This window comes from Glaciecola nitratireducens FR1064, assembly GCF_000226565.1.
Lineage (GTDB): Bacteria > Pseudomonadota > Gammaproteobacteria > Enterobacterales > Alteromonadaceae > Glaciecola > Glaciecola nitratireducens.
In genome coordinates, this window is sequence record NC_016041.1 from 1,644,664 (window position 1) to 1,663,974 (window position 19,311).

At 42.5% G+C, this 19,311-nt stretch carries 12 protein-coding genes; 9 read left to right on the top strand and 3 right to left on the bottom strand.

Annotated elements, in window-relative coordinates:
• The first annotated feature begins 8 nt into the window (after window positions 1-8).
• Window positions 9-3,563, top strand: a complete 3,555-nt coding sequence (locus GNIT_RS07165; RefSeq protein ID WP_014108498.1) for an ABC transporter permease/M1 family aminopeptidase — start codon at window positions 9-11, stop codon at window positions 3,561-3,563.
• 56 nt (window positions 3,564-3,619) lie between these two features.
• Entirely contained in the window at window positions 3,620-4,069 is a 450-nt protein-coding gene (locus tag GNIT_RS07170; protein ID WP_014108499.1) for a DUF2177 family protein, read from the top strand.
• Between the two features lie 71 nt (window positions 4,070-4,140).
• Here GNIT_RS07170 and GNIT_RS07175 read toward each other — a convergent pair whose 3' ends face one another.
• The 3 genes from GNIT_RS07175 to GNIT_RS07185 all read right to left on the bottom strand — a co-directional run bounded on the left by GNIT_RS07175 (window position 4,141) and on the right by GNIT_RS07185 (window position 9,282).
• The gene (locus tag GNIT_RS07175; protein WP_014108500.1) at window positions 4,141-6,429 is read right to left on the bottom strand and encodes a xanthine dehydrogenase family protein molybdopterin-binding subunit; all 2,289 of its coding nucleotides are present in this window, start codon (window positions 6,427-6,429) and stop codon (window positions 4,141-4,143) included.
• 1 nt (window position 6,430) lies between these two features.
• Window positions 6,431-6,937 carry a (2Fe-2S)-binding protein gene (locus tag GNIT_RS07180; protein WP_014108501.1) on the bottom strand — a complete coding sequence of 169 codons (507 nt, stop codon included), beginning with the start codon at window positions 6,935-6,937 and terminating at the stop codon, window positions 6,431-6,433.
• 254 nt (window positions 6,938-7,191) lie between these two features.
• Window positions 7,192-9,282: a S9 family peptidase gene (locus GNIT_RS07185; protein ID WP_014108502.1), complete on the bottom strand. Its 2,091-nt coding sequence runs from the start codon at window positions 9,280-9,282 to the stop codon at window positions 7,192-7,194.
• Window positions 9,283-9,558: 276 nt separating this feature from the next.
• On the opposite strand from GNIT_RS07185, the gene GNIT_RS07190 reads away from it, so the two are divergent.
• From GNIT_RS07190 to GNIT_RS07220, 7 genes are all read left to right on the top strand, one after another.
• On the top strand, window positions 9,559-10,008 hold the full coding sequence (locus GNIT_RS07190; protein ID WP_014108503.1) for a hypothetical protein: 450 nt from the start codon (window positions 9,559-9,561) through the stop codon (window positions 10,006-10,008).
• Window positions 10,009-10,021: 13 nt separating this feature from the next.
• The gene (locus tag GNIT_RS07195; protein ID WP_014108504.1) at window positions 10,022-10,471 is read left to right on the top strand and encodes a hypothetical protein; all 450 of its coding nucleotides are present in this window, start codon (window positions 10,022-10,024) and stop codon (window positions 10,469-10,471) included.
• Window positions 10,472-10,692: 221 nt separating this feature from the next.
• The gene (locus GNIT_RS07200) at window positions 10,693-13,257 is read left to right on the top strand and encodes a bifunctional serine/threonine-protein kinase/formylglycine-generating enzyme family protein (RefSeq protein ID WP_238526950.1); all 2,565 of its coding nucleotides are present in this window, start codon (window positions 10,693-10,695) and stop codon (window positions 13,255-13,257) included.
• Window positions 13,250-15,460 carry an FHA domain-containing protein gene (locus tag GNIT_RS07205; protein WP_014108506.1) on the top strand — a complete coding sequence of 737 codons (2,211 nt, stop codon included), beginning with the start codon at window positions 13,250-13,252 and terminating at the stop codon, window positions 15,458-15,460. The genes GNIT_RS07200 and GNIT_RS07205 overlap by 8 nt, the downstream gene beginning before the upstream one ends.
• Window positions 15,453-17,102 (top strand): hypothetical protein, encoded by a 1,650-nt coding sequence (locus tag GNIT_RS07210; protein ID WP_014108507.1) that lies wholly within the window; start codon window positions 15,453-15,455, stop codon window positions 17,100-17,102. The genes GNIT_RS07205 and GNIT_RS07210 overlap by 8 nt, the downstream gene beginning before the upstream one ends.
• Entirely contained in the window at window positions 17,095-17,736 is a 642-nt protein-coding gene (locus tag GNIT_RS07215) for a hypothetical protein (RefSeq protein ID WP_014108508.1), read from the top strand. Before GNIT_RS07210 ends, GNIT_RS07215 begins: the two co-directional genes overlap by 8 nt.
• Before the next feature lie 72 nt (window positions 17,737-17,808).
• Window positions 17,809-19,215, top strand: a complete 1,407-nt coding sequence (locus GNIT_RS07220; RefSeq protein WP_014108509.1) for a hypothetical protein — start codon at window positions 17,809-17,811, stop codon at window positions 19,213-19,215.
• The last annotated feature ends 96 nt before the right edge of the window (window positions 19,216-19,311 follow it).

The window sequence follows — 19,311 nt, forward strand, 5'->3', positions numbered from 1 at the left end:
GGAAGTAAATGTTTTTAAAGATGCTCGCATTCGAGTGGCGCTACTATATTAAACAGCCCTCTTTTATTGTGACCTGTTTGGTGTTTTTTTTGCTGCCTTACTTGGCGATAACGATTGAGGAAATATCTTTAGGTAGGGGTGGGAATACAAATATCAATAGCCCGTATGCAATCGCTGAAACAATGCTACGTTTTGGCCTATTTGCGATGTTTGTGGTCGTTAATTTTGTTGCTAATACGGCAAGTAGAAATGACACTTCGATGATGTCAGAGATTATTTGCACAAAGCCCATACCGCCGACGGCGTACAAATTGGGGCGTTTTTTTGGTGCTTTTCTTGTGTGTTTGACTGTCTTTGCAATGGTGCCTCTTGCATTGGTTATTGGCTCATTAATGCCATGGCTTGATCAAGAAAGGCTTGGCGGTTTTAATCTTGCGTTTTATGTAGCGCCGTTTCTTATTTATTCAGTGCCTACAATTTTTGTTCTTTCGACTTTATTTTATGCTATTGCGCTTCGTTTTCGCAGCATTATGGCTGTATACCTTACCGCCTTGGGTTTGTTAATTATTTATGTTGTTTCGGCGGCGATTTTTGACGAACCAAATCAACGAGAAATACTCTCCCTACTAGATCCATTCGGTATTAATACGTTCAGAGAAGTCACAAGCTATTGGACACCGTTCGATAAAAATACAATAACGGTGCAGCTAAGCCAAGAAGTTGTATTAAATCGCGCGCTTTGGGTTGGTATCGGCTTAGCAAGCCTATTCGTGTTGGGAAGTCTATTTTCACCTCTGACGCTACGATCAAATAGGGAAAAGGCAAGTAAAGGAAAGACGCTCATTGAAGCGCCTAAAACGCCATTGAGCAAAATGAAATATCTGCCGGGTTCGGGTCTACAGCAGTTTTTGGCAAGAACCAAATTCGAGATTAAACAGATTGTATTTAGCCCCGCGTTTCCCATTCTCATGTTGTTTTGTGCTTTTAATCTGGTTGCACAGTTCTTTGATCCCAGAGGATTCTATGGCGCCTCTAACTGGCCGCTGACGCAGACAATGGTGCAACTGATTCAAAACGCATTTAGTCTTGTCAATATCATTGTAATTACTTATTACAGTGCCGAAGTTATCTGGCGCGAGCGCTCCGTCGGTATGGGAGACATTACTGATAGCATGCCCGTTGCTAACATAACGTATTGGCTTTCTAAATTTATTGCAGTTTGCTTAGTCATTATCAGTATATTCACCATTGGTATGGTGGCGACAGTCATCAATCAGCTTGCTCTAGGTTATACCAATCTCGATATCGCTCAATACATCGTGTCGTTGTTTTACTATGGTGCGAGCAGTTTGATTTTATTAATTGTCCTTTCTTTCTTATTACAAACAATGAGCCCGAATAAATATATTGGTATGTTGCTATTTGTCGGCTATTTCTTTGTTTCTATTGTGTTTAGTCAAATCGGTATTGAACACAATATGTTTAACTTTGGTCAGACACCTACCATGCAATACTCAGATATGAATGGTTACGGTTGGACACTAACCACGCAAAACTGGTACCTGCTATATTGGTCCTCGCTGGCTGTTGTGTTCAGCATTGTGAGCTTTGGTTTGTGGCACCGAGGCCCTCACAGTGGACTGCGAGCAAGACTTAAAACACTACCCTATCAAATAGGACGAGGCGGATTCACTGCAATTACCATCTGCTTGTTAATTTTTATGGGGTCAGGGTCAATTATTCACTACAACACGAAAGTGGTGAATCATTTTACGACGCAAGATGCAGGATTGGCTGAGCAGGAATTTTATGAAAAAACGTTTGTTCAGTATGAAGACGATCCTACGCCTATTATTATTTCCGTCGATGCTGATATTGCTATTTTTCCTAGCGCACGCAGAATTGAGACCATAACAAAAATCATTGTTGAAAACCGCGCAAGCAAGCCCATTGAGAAGTTCCTCGTTAACTATCCCAACTTTAGTCCAGTGTCTGAAGTGAATATTGAAGGCGGTAGCTTGGGCAAAAAAGACGCAGCTTTCGATACGGCATGGTTTACTTTTGATAAACCTATGCAACCGGGCGAACAGCGCCAGGGAACGATAAGAGTGGTGCGCGAACACAAAGGTTTTAAGGACAGAGGTGAAGACACAAGCGTTGTTCGCAACGGCACCTTTATTTCAAATTTGAGTTTATATCCTTCATTTGGAGTCAACCAAGGGTTTTATATCAGCGACCAACATGAGCGTAGAAAACGCAAGTTACCGCCGCCCCGCAGAGCTTACCCGCTCGAAGACACACGTCGATACAATGAAAGTTTCTTTGGGCCGCAAATAGCGCTCATCGATTTTAAAGTAAGGTTGTCGACCAGCGATGATCAGTTTGCGATTGCGCCTGGCTATTTGAAAAAAGAGTGGGAACAAGACGGTCGTCGCTATTTCGAATATGAGATGGACAGCCCTATGGTCAATTTTTTCAACGTGATGTCTGCAGAATTGGACGTCAAAAAGGAAATGCATAAGGGAGTTGAAATAGCGGTTTATTATCATGCCGATCACTATTGGAACGTTCAGCGCATGATTGAATCATCTAAAGATTCATTGGACTATTTTACTCAAGCATTCGGGCCATATCAGCATAAACAGCTGCGTATTATCGAATTTCCCGGCTATCGTAGTTTTGCTCAGAGTTTTGCCAATACCGTGCCTTATTCGGAAAATATCGGATTTATTTCAGACTTGCGTGATAAGAAGGAAATAGATCCCGTTTACTATGTGACGGCGCATGAAGTTGCGCACCAATGGTTTGGTCATCAACTTAATGCCGCCAATGTGCAGGGAAGTGCCGTACTATCCGAGTCGCTTTCTCAGTATGCGGCATTAATGGTGATGGAGAAAAAGTATGGGGAACAAAAAATACGTAAGTTCCTAACATTCGAACTCGATAGCTATTTGCGCGGCAGAGCGAATGAATATTTAGAGGAAATGCCGCTGCTACGCGCTGAGAATCAGCCTTACATATATTACCGTAAGGGCGCCGTTGTCATGATGGCGTTACGTGACAGAATTGGCGAAGAAAATATGAACAAGGCCTTGAAGAGCCTGATTGCTAAATTCAAGTTTAGTGACGCCGCACAACCAACTACGCTTGATTTAGTTGCCGCAATCAAGACTGTTGCTTTGCAAGATGATTTTGCGTTTATTGATGATCAATTTAATCAAATCAGTATTTACGATTTGAAAATCAACGAAGCTGATGTGAAAAAGCTAGAAGATGAAGAATACATACTCACGTTAAACGTTTCGGCTAAGAAATTTAGAGCGAGTGGGGAGGGCGAAGAGTCAGAACAAGCCTTCGATGACGCTGTTGAAATTGTGTTATTTAGCGGTGACCCCAACGATTTTAGTTTAATAAATGAAATAGTTTATCGAGAAAAACATCAGTTAATTTCGGGTGAAAATAGCATTATCATTACGACTAACAAGCCATTTACCTATGTTGGCGTTGACCCCTTTGTTCGCTTTATCGATCGAAATAGTAAAGATAACGTTAAAAAGCTGTAGTTTGAGTTGGTAAAACTCTTGCGCAAGATAAATTTGATAAGCAAAGGATTGATAATATGTTCAGAGCAGTTTTAATTTCATTTGTCGCCATCATCATTTGTTTTGGGATCATGGATGGTATTTGGTTGGGGATTGTTGCAGATGAGGTTTATCAGCAAGAAATGCAGGGTTTGCTGCGCACACAATATCCCGTTTGGCCATGGGTCAGTTTTTATCTGATTTATTCTTTGAGTATTGTTATTTTAGCCGTTCAACCGAGCTTTGCGTCATTGTCGCAGCAAACTAGTTTGGTTTCCAAAGAGCTAGTGATTGTGGCTTTTAGAGGCGCAGTGCTTGGGCTAGCAGCCTACGGTGCATATAATCTGACGAATTATGCAATTTTGGCAAATTGGTCTTTGAAAATATCACTGATTGACTGGATGTGGGGATGTTTTATAACAACCTGCAGCGCAGCTTCAGCTGGCTTAGCTGTGTCTGCTTTTGGTAAGCTAGATGAGCGTCAGTAAACTAATAATAACTAACACTGACCCCATTAATTTTAGGGCGCGCTATCGGTGCGATAGCGCGCTGATTTGGTTTAGCTTGGCATTGATGCCAATACCGCTTCTGGTCGAATCGGCAAATCTCTCACTCTGGCTCCTACAGCGTTAAAGATTGCGTTAGCAATTGCTGGAGCGACGGCTATCAAACCGGGTTCGCCTAAGCCTGTGGGAAATTCTGTGTTTTGTACAAAACTGATATCCAACTCTGGAACGTTGTTCATTCTAAGCGGCGTGTAGGTATTCAGGTTTGTGTCTTTTACTTGGCCTTTTTCGAAGGCTGTACCTTCAAATAAAGCTAAGCTTAGGCCCCACAGCATAGACCCTTCCGTTTGGGCTAATGCGCCATCGGGATGAACGACAGTTCCGCAGTCCAAGATACCCGTCAATTTGTGTACTTTAACTTGACCGGTTTTTGGATCAACTTCAACGTGCGCAACGCAGGCACCCCAAGTTGGCATCTCGCGTTCTTGACCTGCTGATATTGCAATGCCCAAGCCTTGATTCTTCGGCAGAGAGCGACCCCAGTCGGACCGTTCTCGGATTTCTGTTAAGACTTTTGCTAGTCGTTTTGCTCCGCCAACAGAAACCGGTGCTGTTCCTGAGTTTTTGCCTGTGGCATCCAGTAAAGATAAGCGAAAGTCGATGGGGTCAACTTTTTGCTCATGGGCAATTTCATCCATAAATGACTCAACTGCCCAGCCTGTCCAACCAGGACCGACCGCTCGCAACCAGCCTGGCACGAATGTTTTCTGTGCCAGCGTGTTGTTAATGGCACGAACTCGATGATTTTCGAGCGTATACCAATGGTCTGCACCTGAAATCGAGAACGGGTCATATTTACCCTTGCCATTAACGCCTTCTGGCAAGAAGCCAGGAGCCATAGCTAAGGTCGGCCAGCCTGCCGCAGCACCATGTTCGATACCAATTAGTTTTTGGTCTGCGTCCCAGTAAGCGTTCATCTGCTGCACAGAAGGAGAGCGCACGCAGTCAAAGAGCGTATCGTCTTCACGGGTAAATACGAGCTTAACCGGTTTGCCAACCGCCTGCGCTGTTAAGGCTGCCGGTATCATGTAATCCCCAGCTAAGCGACGACCGAAGCCTCCACCCAAATAATATTGATGAATAATTACTTTATCTTCTGGCATGCCCACGGCTTTGGCAACAACAGGCAGAAACAGTGACTGCCATTGGTTGCCGCAATGCACGTGACAAATACCGTCTTTGAATTCCACGGCTGCATTCACAGGCTCTAATGTAAAGTGTAGGGCTGACGAAGTGCTGTATACAGATTCAAGGGATGTTTTAGCGGCCTCAGCTGTTTTTGCAATGTCACCTTTGTCAACGACAAGCGTGCCTGAGCTTTTATCTTTAGCCAGTGATACACCTTCATCAATAATATTTTGTTCACTTACGTTGGCCGTTTCGCCTAAGTCATATGAAACTTTAATTGCCTTACCTGCTTTAACCGCACCATAATAAGTGTCGGCCAATACAGTTACCCATCCCTGCACAGTATCACTGGGATCTTTCAGTATCTCATAACCTTGATAGCCTTTTACTTTCTTGGCATCAGTGTCGTCAACAGTTTTGACTGAACTGCCATGTCGTGTCGGTGGTATGATGGGTCTTGCATAGACCATATTGGCCAGTTCTACATCAATACCATATTTCGCACTGCCGTTTGTTTTAGCAGGAATGTCTAGTGCTTGGCTGGGCTTTGCTATTAGCTGACGGCTTGCAGGGCTCTTTGGTTTAAATTCGGCTAATTCATCCGCGCTGAATACGCGATCAATCTTGCCGTTTTTCACGACATCGGCAAAACTAATTGACTTGCTGCCCGCGACGATCATGCTATTTTCTGCTTTACAATCAGCTGGAGCCACACCCAGTAACTTCGCGCCAGCTTCAATTAGTACGGTGCGTCCAGCTGCTCCAGCTTGGGACATAGGCACATAGCTTTGAAATACCGACCAAGAACCGCCAGTCACCATGTAACCCCATTTGGGGTCTGTATCAACATGCTTAATTTCGACCTTGTTCCAATCTGCACCTAATTCGTCGGCAACGATACGTGCTATTGCTGTGCCCACATGTTGGCCCATTTCAGCGCGCGCGACGTTGACTATAATCAGTCCATTGGTATCAATTTCAAACCATACTGTCGGGCTAAATAATTTGCCCGATAGCTGATTTGCTGCGCTGCCTGTAGCAACTTCAAGCGCATGAATGCTGGGACCAAATGCCATCATTAGACCGCCACCCACGGTACCAATTAAAAAGTTACGGCGGCTTTGTTCTACACTGTCTTTGCGTAATCGAGTCATATTAACTAACTCCCTGAGTGTTTTTTTCTTCTATCTTTGGATTGTAAATCTTGACCACTGTGTCTGATTGCGTTGCCACATCTTTGATGGCTTCTTTAATACGTGCATAGGTCATGCAGCGACACAAGTTTCCGCTCATGTAGGAAACGATTTCTTCTTCGCTAGGGTTAGCGTTAGTGGCAAGTAAAGCGGCGGCTTGCATAATTTGTCCTGATTGGCAGTAGCCACATTGTGGTACTTGATGCTCCACCCACGCTTTTTGCAAGGGGTGTTGTCCTTCTAAACCTTCAATCGTGCGGATTTCGGCATTCGCGACGCTACTTATCGGAAGCGAGCATGAGCGCACTGGCGAACCGTTCAGGTGCACTGTGCATGCACCACACATGGCAATCCCGCAGCCAAACTTAGTTCCTTTTAAGTCGAACTCGTCGCGTATAACCCACAACAAAGGAGTATCGGCCTCTGCATCGGATTTTATCTTTTTACCGTTCAATGAAAATTCAATCATAGTGCTTACCTGTTCGCTAGTGCCAGTTAATTAATATATCTGCAGTGTAGAAAGGGTAGACGCTATGAGCAAACTATGCAACACACATTGTTTTTCTTAGTTTTACATTACCGTCTTCGTCTCACAAACGTGCTCGGCGTTAAGGTCTGTTTTTGTGTATAAATATGGCGTACTTATTGATGATGTTAACTGCTCATAAAAAAGGCTAGCAGGAGTTTCCCGTGCTAGCCTTTTTTGTGTTGATGTACCAAAAACTATTTTTTTTCTGCGTCTTTATACTTATCGAACCAAGCTATAATATGACCAATCTTTCTACTTAGGTTTGATGGCTTAGCAGCTATGCCGTGATAGGCGCCTTGGATACGCACGAGCGAACTCTCGACGCCCTCAAGTCGCAAAGCACCGTAGTATTGTTCACTTTCACTCATAGGTGTTCGAACATCTAACTCTCCAGTTAGTACCATAGTAGGGGTAGTGACATTACCAACTAAGCGAAGTGGTGAATGATCCCAATATTGGTCAACATCATTCCAAGGTAAATCGGTAAACCAGTATTTGGCCATAAAGGTGTATATATCACTTGTACCAATCATACTAATCCAGTTGATGACCGGCTTTGCAACAACGGCTGCTCTGAAACGATCTGTACTGCCGACTATCCATGCTGTTAGCACGCCGCCGCCAGAACCACCTGTCACAAACAGATTGCTTTCATCTATGTAACCCTTCGCAATTGTGGCGTCGACCATGTCCATCAAATCGTTGTAATCTTCAGATGGATAGTTTTTATCGATTAGGTTGGCAAATTCAGTACCCATTGAAGTAGAACCTCTAGGATTACCGTAAACCACAACGTAGCCCGCCGCAGCAAACATTTGTATCTCGGTCGAAAACTCAGGCCCATATGCGGTGTGAGGTCCACCATGAATTTCTAAAATCAGAGGATACTTCTTTGCTGGATCGAACTTCGGCGGTTTGACGATCCAAGCCAGTAACTCACGCTCATCAACGCTACTTTTTACTTTGATGAGTTCGGGTTTATTAAGTGTTTTATGGCCAAAAATATCGCTGTTTAAGTCGGTGAGTTTACGCATGTCACCACGCTTGCTTAAAACCGCTAAATCGGCAGGACGATCACCGGTGGATAGAGTAAACACCACTCGTCCGTCTTCCGTGGCATCATAATCACCTGATGTATAAGGCCGGCCTAGACTAAGGCCTCCCAATGCGTCGGTTTTCTCTGTCAGCTTGCCCGATAAGGTCACGTAAGCGACGTGTTTTTTGCCTGCATTGTCATAGCTAAAGTATAAACCCTTGCCATTATCGGCCCATTTTACGTTACCTACCGCACGGTCTAAATTTGGGGTCAGGTCTTTCACGTTTTTCCCATCTGTATTCATCACATAAAGACGTTCAATCTGATTAGACTTACCGTTGTCATCAAAACCCGTGAACGCGATTAGCTTGCCATCAGGGCTCAAACTAGGATTGCTTTCAGGGCCCGTTGAATCAGTTAGCTTCGTTACACTGCCATCTTTGACATCAACCGAAAGTAAATCGCTGTTAAAGATATCGAAATCACTGTCTGCACGAACATTGGCTGACATAACGATGTGGCTGCCAGGCTGAGTCCACATTAACTGACCGCCGTAATCAAAGTCGCCTGATGTTATTTGTCGAGGTGTGCCACCAAATGCGGGAACCACATAAACTTGCATATTCCCAGGACGGTTCATACCTGCGCCATCACGCTGAAACAATGTTTGGTCAATATATTGTGCGTCGTCAGCCCATGTTGCGTCCTTAGGTTTAAAAGACAAACTGAATAACGATTTAGGTTTAGAGGGGGTAAACATTGCAAAGGCTAATTGCTGGCCATCGGGTGAGAAACTGAGGCTGTTGGGTCGCATTGCTACATCGGTTACACGCGCCGTCATGCCACTGGCCATATCTCGCACATATATTTGTGTTGCGCCTTCTTTACCTGATAGATACGCCATTTTAGAACCGTTTGGAGAAAACACCGCGCCGTAATGGCTATCTTTGCTAGATATTAGAGGCATGTGTTGAGTGCCATCGAGCGAAACTGTCCACAAATTTGTGCGCTGGGCGTCTACCATAATGTCCATACTGTTGCGCTCGTATAGCACTGTTTTACCATCAGGCATAACAACAGGATTAGACGCGTATTCGATATTAAATATGTCCTCATAAGTAATGAGGCTTTTGTCAACAGGAGCCTGGCTCTTGCTGCCATCTTCGCTAGCAAGTGTTCCTGCAGAAATCGCGCTTAGCGCAAATCCGAAGCCCAACGCTATGCTAGTGTTCCTTATTTTCGTTTTCATTATTTTTCCTTTTGAAGCTAAATTGAGTTACCCATTGTAGCCTGCGTATTCTTATTCATTGAGCTTAGCCAAGAGGTGACAGTCAACAAATCAGTAGTCAAAGAGTATACGATGCATTAATGCTATTCAATAGGACTGGCATTCGAATATATTTGCCCGTATTGGCGGCTGTTTTCGATTTATTTTTAAAAGTTTAAGCTCTATAGGCAAAAAATGCGCTAACCCTTTCATATTCAACTTTAAGTGATGCTTTTTGAAGATACGAAGGAAAATAAGATGCAGTTAAACAACGCTCAAGATCAAAGTACACAGGCGATGACAGAGGTTTCATTGGCACTTTCCATGGCATTCTTTTCATTGCTGCTAGTTGCATTGATATCTATTGGTGTTCCTGAATCAGCGGATGGAGAGCAAATAAAGGCTGTCACTGTGCCTGAGTTCGTGCTTACCGAAACGAGTTCTTCAGCAAAAGATACTCAAGCGGAAAACGAAGCACTTGCAACACAATATATCTTTTATTTTAATTCCAAGTTTTATGATCAGCACTTGAAGGATGTTGCAATGAGCAAGCTTGATACTATGCAAAAATTGGTTATAGCAATGCCAACGGACACCGATGTTTCTCAAGCATTAGCATTACAGAAGCAGTTTAGATCTTTCGATTTATCGCTTACTATTATGGATGATAAATGGCGGGCTGCTTTCGAAGACAGCATGAAAATATGAGCACTTTACGCTTATGAAAATTGAATGTAGACAGCAAAAAGCATCGAAAAAAAAGCGCGTTTCATCAAGCTATTATCTGACGCCTAGGCTATTGGCTGCGAGCCAGATGACGCTAGTGACGATTGGCGGTATTATTTTAACTTACCTCATTGCAATTTCGTTGACGGAAAAAAGCAACTCACAAGCGAGCGCAGCGAAAATTAATCAGTATAAATTTAGCTCGGAACTTGCAAATAAACGACAGTTAATTGTCGCCCTGCAGTCAATTCGAATGCATAACGTGACAAGATACCAGCGTAAAACTGAGCAAAAGCTTGAACAGCCACCTTTAAGCCTTTCTAAAACCAATGATACTGCAGATGATTTGAGCCGAATTTCTAGTGCTCTTATCTTAAATAGAAACAACGTAAACAACTCTGCATCTTTTGCCGCATCAGTTACGCCAGTTCAGCAAGGCTGGTGATTCCGCCAGTCGATTAGCTTATAGAATGCGCTTTTTCTTTTGTGCAAAGTAGGCGCAATTATTGCTTAACTCTCAAGCATGTTTATAAATAAATGACGCTTCATCATTTTTATCATTGTGCATGTGGTTTTTTGATATTAATAGGGCTAGGCTTTGCCAGAGTGACATTATAAAAATGAGTTCATACTTGAGCTGTATTAAATAGGTTTAGGGCTAAATTTTTGTTAAAAAGCATTGGAAAATATAAGATTAATGGACTGATTGCGCGGGGTATAAGCAGTAAGGTGTATCTCGCTCAAGATCCCAATCTTTCGATACAGGTGGCGATCAAAGTATTTGACTCCCCAATAGAAACCGGTAGCCACATCTATGGTGAACCGTTCCAAGGGCACCAGCACGAAGCGAAAAAGCCGCAAACAGATTTTATTAGTGAAAGTAAAATTTTACACCAATTATCATCGGCTCCTCATATTGTCCCATTCATGGAATTTGATTTTACTGAATCAAAGCAAGCTTTTATTGTAATGCCTTATTACAAAAGATCGTTAGCAGATCTGTTAGGCGCGCAAAACAAAATAAGCACGCGTCAAACCTTGCTTTTTGCAAAGCAAATTTTAACGGGCCTGGAGTCTATTCATGCTGCAGGTCTGGTTCACCTTGATATCAAACCCGCGAATATTTTACTAGATGACAATGACCAAGTGCTCATTGCAGACTTTGGTATTTCGATAGCGAAGGCGTTGCCCGTTTCAAAAAAATCGGACGATACCGTTATGTCGGAGCTTGGTAAAACTGGAATTGGCAGCCAATATTATGCAAGCCCAGAGCAATTAGCCGATGCTCAAAATGTGACTGCGCAAAGCGATATCTATGCAGTAGCGGCGTTGATGTACCGTTGTATAAGTGCAGAGCAATTTAGCGAAAAACAACAGCCCTTAAATAAGCTGAATCCGAAAATTGATGACGCGGTGAGCAACCTTGTTGCACTTGGTTTGTCAACAAGACCGGAACAGCGACCTGAATCAGCTAAACAGATGGCCGACTCTATCGGAAAAATACTGAAAAGATTTGAAGATGAGATCAACGGTAAAGGACAAAATAATGATCCTGAAGCCACCCGAGTCTGGGGAAATCGCGCAACAGCTAACAATAATATTGATTCGATAAAAGAAAGTATTAAACACACTCTGTTAAAGGAAGGAGAAATAAACCAGTTTCATTTTACTCGATTAGAGCTGTTGGCTAAGGCTGAACTGCATGAAACTTATTCTCCGCAATGGTTGAGCCAATATATTGAACACACGCAGTCTCAATTAGCACGCGAAAACGCAAATGCCGCTGCGTTTTTTTTGTGGGTGCAGCAAGTCAATGAAGCAATCAATACAGCTTTACAAAAAATAGGCACACCTACGAAAATGGATGGGCTGTCAGAGGAGAGTAAGCGAAATTTAATTGAACTGGGGAGCGCGACGCTCAATTTACAAACTCAAGAGTTATCCAACATTATTGAGCGCAAGCTGCTGGCAAAAGTTAGCAAGAGCATTGAACAAAACGCGACAGCTACAGGCACTAAAAGCAAATCTAGAGGCCGTTTCGTATCTGCTGTTTTTATTATCGTGTGTGCTTTTTTGTTACCTTGGTGGCTGCAGTCTGACAAAACAGGAAAAAGCCAAGATAACTCAGATGTTGTGGTGTTAAACAACAGTGATAATGAGTTAGCTGTGAACAACTTATCAACTGACGTCAGCAACACACGCGTTCATTCCGATTCGAGTATTGCGACTGATATATCCGAGATACAGATAAAAAATAGCAGTGCATTAGTTATATCAGCCGGCAATATACAGGTCATTTTGCAGGTGCAGCCCGCAGATGCCGACGTAGTGCTGCAATCTATGCAAGGGATACCGGTAAGCAACGAGAATGTTCAGAAAGGTGAATATTGGTTGCGAGTAAGCAAAAATGGCTATAAAACGGTTTCAAAGAAAATTAATATTGACATCAATCCGTACATTATTAGCGAACAACTTGAGCTGTCGGATACACGTTACTTCATTGGCAACACAGATAGAACCGTCGCAGACGGCATTCCAGTTGAATTCCTATTATTGCCGAAACAAACAGTAGCACTCGGCGCAGAAGCTACGAAGTTACACGAAGCACGAATTCGAATGATGTCATTCGAGGTGACTAACCAGCTATATTCAGCCTGTGTAAGTGATGGTAAGTGTGCGACATCAACGAAGCTATCCACCGACCCTCGATATCGCACTTTTTCTCTACCGCAACATCCGGCCGTTAACGTCAGTTGGTATGATATTACGGAGCAGTTTATTCCTTGGTTGTCTGCTCAAACCAACTCAGAACTGCGCCTACCGACCAAGGAAGAGTGGGAGTTTGCTGCAGCAGGCACGGTAGATGGTAGCTCCAAGACTTATAGTTGGGGGACAAGAATGCAAATGAATAGTGCACATTGCAAAAACTGCAGCAGCGCTAACCAGGGTCGTGTTGACACCACGATGCCTGTGCGCAGTTTTACCGCAAATAGCTGGCAGTTATACGATATGCATGGCAATGTACAAGAATGGACGGCCACTTGCCCTCAGCCGAGAAGTGCGTTGTCGTCACAGTCTAATTTAGCGCCGCGATGCGATTTAGCCATCGTAAAAGGAGGTTCATGGTTAAGCGATAAGTCTGACTTAGCTATTTCAATCGATGATTTTTTGAAGAAAACAGTTAGATCACATACCACAGGATTTAGGTTGGTAGAGGAAGTAAATGAATAAAGCTGTCTTTTTGTTTTTTTTCGCGCTTGGTATTTTTTCTGCAAAAGTAAGTGCAGAGAACTGGCGAGTGATTGTCATGCCCGATAGCAATACGACTATCAGCGCTGATTCACGAGATATCATTATTGATGCCTTTAATCGACAGTTTACCGGCGCTAATATTGATATCATTTCAGCTGATACGACTCTCGAAAACTGCGTTGAAGCATTATGCGGATATGCTTCACTAACGGAGTTATTAAGCGTAATCGAGGATCGACAATTCAAGGTCAATCTACTGGTTTTGTTTGAAGTTCAATATCAGAACCGCGGCGATAAACACAGAATAACGCTGGAAGTCAGAGCAATCGATACCGTTTCCACAGCAGTAAGCTTTACTCATGTTGCGGCCACGCCATTTTACAACGAAGGAGAAGCATCAACTGCGGGCGCTAATCAAACCGAAAGTGCGTACTCCATACATTTACAAAAATTATCAGAGCTTGCCGACCGCAATGCTCAGCAATTAGCAAGCCAGATAGCGAATATAAAAAAACGCTACGTTTATAAGCTAAGGCTGATGCAATTTACGCCTGAAGAAATCGACGTCATTTCAGGAATGGCGTTATCTCTTACTGACGGGGTAAAAGCAAGACTGCTTGAAGAGAAAACAACGCTGCACTTTTTAAATCTATTTATGCCAAGTAAAGACATTACTTTTGAACTCTCTACTTTTATTGCACCAAGCGTCTTTCGTGAACAAATTTCGCGTCTATTCCAACGCATGAAAGTCGACGTTTCTAGCAAGTATATTCCGCAAGAAAATCTCTTTGAGAGCACGAGGTCGGTTTCGGCATATTCAATACCTTTATTTGTCGTTTGGAGCGTATTTTTACTTTTATTTATTGCACTCTCATTAGTGGCATTTTGGTCATGGGTTCAATTTAAATTAAATGTGTACGAATCAACAAATCAGAGTGCTAAGTGGCTTCGATTAATACACATAATTAGGCTTATTCCTTTGCCGTTTTTGTGCAGAGATAAATGGTTACAACAGGTGGGATACTGGGAAAAGCGAGTGAGGCAGGGCGATATTTGGTTTGATAACGCGCAGCAATTACTGCAAAACCATGAGATTGAATCAGCCAATGTTTTTGTAAAAAAATCACTCGAAGATAATGCGTCAAATCTTGCTGCACAGGCGCTCGAAGCTGCTATAGCTGAGCAACTATCGAAGCATCATTTAATTGAGGATGAGCGTCAACAGTTCAAAGGTTTTGTATCAAAGTCGATTGAATTAGCGCAATCAGGTAAACTCTTTGCGGCCTTAGAGATGGCCTACATCGCGCTTGAATTGTGTGAAAGCCATGCAACTCTCAATCGTCCGTTGATTGACTTGCAAATTGATTCTACCAAAAACCTCATAAAACGCATTTCAGCTCACAAAGCATTGAAATGCTCTGGTCTCATTATGAGTTCTCCGAGCCAGCGAATACAAATTAATTGCAGTGACGTGATGCGCATAGGCAGAAGCGAGCCTCGAGACCAATCTGTTGTAAACTTAGACATTACATTGCCACAAGACACGCTTTCTCGCGTACATCAAAGTATCGTTATTGTTAGGCAAGCAAATGGGTTTACCGCCGAGGATATCGGCACTACGAACGGCATGTGGCTGCAATATCGACCGTGTGAAAAACACAAGGAATACATTCTTGCTGAAATAGACCAAATTCACCTTTCTCCGCCTGATGAGCTGGGTACGATTGGTTTTCAAGTGAGTTGTTTAGAATCAAATCAAAGTATCGCGCTATGTTTATGTCAAAACGCAATATTACCTGCCGTTAACTTGTCTTCGTCAAAGAGCTTTATAAACCCTTCTGAATATGCAGACCACTGCTGGTATTTGAGTAAAGAGCGCTTTTATCTGGTATTTACACTTGGCAAGTATGTTTGGTATTGCGAGTCCGAATGGCGAAAAAGCCAAGTACAGCATGAAGCTGATGATCATTTTGATGAAGTGTTAAGCGTTGATCTGAAGGGTGAAGTTTGGCTGCACTTGTCGAGTCGATTGTATGACGTGAAAATTAATAATACTCGCATTGTGGGGCCGGTTCCTTTGCCGCTAGAAAGTCAGTTAAGTGTGAATGGTTTTCTTATTGATATTACACTCAAGCCTGAGCTAGATAACGGTAAAGCTGTCGTAGAAATGCCGAATGACTAATATTATTGAATACGGTGTGAGCGCAACACTGCAGGCTGAATTCGAGATGCTCAGAGACACATTGTCAATGCGTGAGTATCAAGAAAAGCAGGCATCCAAAACTGAGAATATTCATCAATACAAGTACGCTACAAAGACAATCGATAAACTTGCGCAATATCTCCTGTGCCGAAACTATGGCAAAGCTTGTTTAGAACTCGCCTATCTGTGTTGGCCAATAGTGCGGCATCAAGAACACAGTAAAGGTTTACTGCATTTTTTTTGGATTGAGGAGGCAATAACGCCTACCCACTTTAGACACACTATTGCCCCGCTAACGAAACTGAATTCTTGTGCCCCTTTAGTTTCATTGAATGAAATGGGCATGCTTATTCGCTCTTCGAAACAGACATTTACAATCAGTGCATCAAGAGTCATGTTACTGAGCGCGTTATTAGAACTATTAGTGAGTAATATTCAAGGTACATTAGAGGATATCGAAAGTCATTTATCTACTTCAGATGAAAAGTGTGTCGGTAAATTAGCAAGCTATTTACAAAAAAAACTATATGAGTTTTTAAAAGCTCATTTGCCTACGGCTAATCTACAGCAAAAATATCGTTATATTCATCAATGGGTAAGCGAAAACAGTGATACAGAAAAACTTAATGATAACGCTGTCCTTAAGTTTTGGACTTCATCCATTAATGAAGAGGGCTATGTCAAATTTGAGAGTGCACTCGTTGACATTATTGATTATCAATTTGCTTACGAGCAGGTCAATATTTCTCGCGAAATTGCTCATGGGCAAACAGATTTACCCATCGTAGGCGCTGATAATAGTGCAGATGAGGACGACCAAAGCAGCGCTGTTTGGCTCTATGGTGCTGTCTTTGAATCGAATGGAGAAATACTAACGCCGCCAACATGGCTAGTTGACCAACCTAAATTTGTCACCAAAAAAGAGTATGCATATGTTGCTCTGTTATTTGAATTAAGGCAGTCGGCAACTCAGTTTCCTCTGTCGGTAATGCGAACAGAAGTATTTGGCCGATGGCAAAACGCCATTATTCAACACGGTAGAGACAAAAATGTGGTGGTAATTGACGAGCCTGAACAGGATTACGCAATGTATCTTGAGCTGTTAGATAGCTGGCGTAAACAAGCTGCCAATACGCTTTTATGTTGCGCTGCAATATTGTATGAGCACAAGGACGCAAGGTGTTTAACGGTATTATCACAGGGCCTTGGTTTATTGGTAGAGCGCAAAGAAAAGGCAGAGTTTAGACAAATGTTGGAGCGTTTGTTTGATATAAGTAAAAAAGAAACAGGTAAATCTGAGCTGACATTTACCCATATTAGCCGGTGGTTATTGCAGTCTCCCACGCTAAATAATTTCTTTGGCTTAGCAAGAAAAGCGCTCGCAAAAAATAATCGTGCAGGTTTCAAAAATAATAATGACTATCATGCAGCAGATATTTATGAACAAGGCGCTGAGCAAATCGTTCAAGGTGCAAAACTGATCCACGATATAAACGAAGCGGTTTTTAAGCAGATAGAGAATAAAAACGAACAATTCGGCTCACTGGAAGCAATTTTTAGGTCTGATCTTTTCATATTCAAAAGTGAATTGGTAAAAAGGCATGGACTAAAACATGAATAACAAACAAAGTGATGGTGCCGGTGGTAATGGCAGCAGTAAACACAAAAGACATGATGTTGACGCTAAGCAATCCTCGATTTTTGTGATACGACAACAATATAGACAGTTAACGCGTCGGACTTCTGAAACTCAAATAGAAGAAAGTTCTGCGCTCAACGTGCAGGCAATGACGTCGCAAAAAAAACGCGTCTCTTTTGCAGAATTAGTGCAATGTGCGTGTTTTCCAATGGCAAAAAAATCAAAACAGTTGATGCTTGTTATTGCAAAAAATGTCAGTTTATACACACAGTACGAGTGGATATTGCAAAGAATGAGTATTGCTGTAAGCGGCGAACAAGTTGCGGCGAGCACGGATCAAAAAGTATTGTCCAGAACGACTGATAATTTTGATTTAAAAATAAAGCCAGATAAAAGCAACAACACGCAAGCGCATGTTTTGCTAAGCTTAAAAGAGTCACAGATTGGACAGTCAGCGTATTCGAAAGGAATATTTCTGCATTGTATGCAGGGCGACTCGTTCAAAGTGATACATTTTGTAAATGTGTTAGACGGCCAAGCACAAATCGTTATTACAGAAGATAGCGATACCTATGATTTGCTAACGAGTCCAAATACGAAGCTGTATCTATGTTAATAGCCAAGGATTAATGCACAAATCTGTTAGGAAAATTAATATTATAAATAAATATTGGAAGCACACCACGCAATGTCACTAAACATCCATGTGTTTATAGCAACTAGTAAAGGTCTTGTTGCGATACAGAGCATTACTGATTTACAGGATAGTGCTTTACAGTCCGTGATTACGATCAGTGGTTCAACAGACTTAGCTACAATCAGTCCGTCATACCATCGGTTTGTGCAAAAAAGTACTGGCCTTATTCAGTCTGAGTTTGGCGTTGCCAGTTTCCGCGCCAATATTTCACGAAATATCGACGTTGGCAGCAGTTGGCAGCTTCCGTTCTATTTAGCGCATTTTATTCAGGCAAATGCAATTTTAAGCAGCATGCAGAGTGCTCAAGCTCAACATGAAACTGTGCAATTAGGTCAAGGTAGTCCTGCGCCTGGAGACGTCGTGCTAATAGCAACGGGTCAGATCAATACCTCTTCTGGTAAAATTGAAGCGGTAAGCCATCTTCCAGAGAAATGTATTACTGCATCTGCGCAAATAAAATTGTGGATGAATAAAGGAATTTTAGTTGAGTTTTTTGTTCCGGCCAGCGGTGCTCAAACGAGTGATTGGCAGCAAAAAACAAAGATTCAACAGCCAGCAGCATTTGAGCATGTGAAAGGTGTTCAGCATAAGTTACTTCCTGAAGTAGATTGCGCTATTTATCCCGTTATTGACACTATCCAGTTGAAAGAACATGTTACACAGCTATTGCCATCGAGCACTGCGAATGAAAATCAGGATAAAGCAGAGGCGTCGATAGCATTTATTGCGACAGGTTCTTCAGTGAGCTTAAATCGCTTGCGTGACGAGAGGATGAAGGGCAATAAAAGTGTTTCGAAAGGCTTATTATCAGAGGCCACTTTGTGGACCTCGCTTACGACTAAAATATCCGCTGCTAAATTAAGAACAGCCTCGATTATCATCGCTTTTATGATAATTGCCATCGGGTCCGTTTATACCATGATGAACATGAGTTCTGTTTACCCACAAACTCGTTTTGTTACAACGACAAAAAGCGGTCTACATTGCGATGCAAATGCGGTGGAACAATTGACTCATGTAGCGCAGCAATATGTATCACGAATACCGTCAGCAACATTAAACGGTGTTTGCAGCTTGACCTTGATTACCGCACAAAAAATACCGCAGATATGGCTAGTGGCAGATAGCAAAACCCTGATTGAGCTTAGCTCTATCGCTATTGATAACGAGCTTCACTGGACTGTGCCTTTACCCCAACAGCAGCAGGTAGACCGAGAATACATTCTTATTGTTACCGAGCGTTCCTTAGACCTTGCCGATTTATCCGCTTTAAAATCCTATTTATCGCGGCTTGAGCAAGCACAGAAACCAAGTGTTGAAATACTGGCGATGTTCTTTTCACAAATTGCTGTGAATCCACAATATATCAGTCATAAGCTTGTGGCCCCAGATAATTAATTCAGCTTTTTTAAGTAAAAATGCTGAATAATTCTCAGAGCATTTAAAAAAACAGCCTAATCATTTTATAACCATCAGTAATATATGACGGGAGAA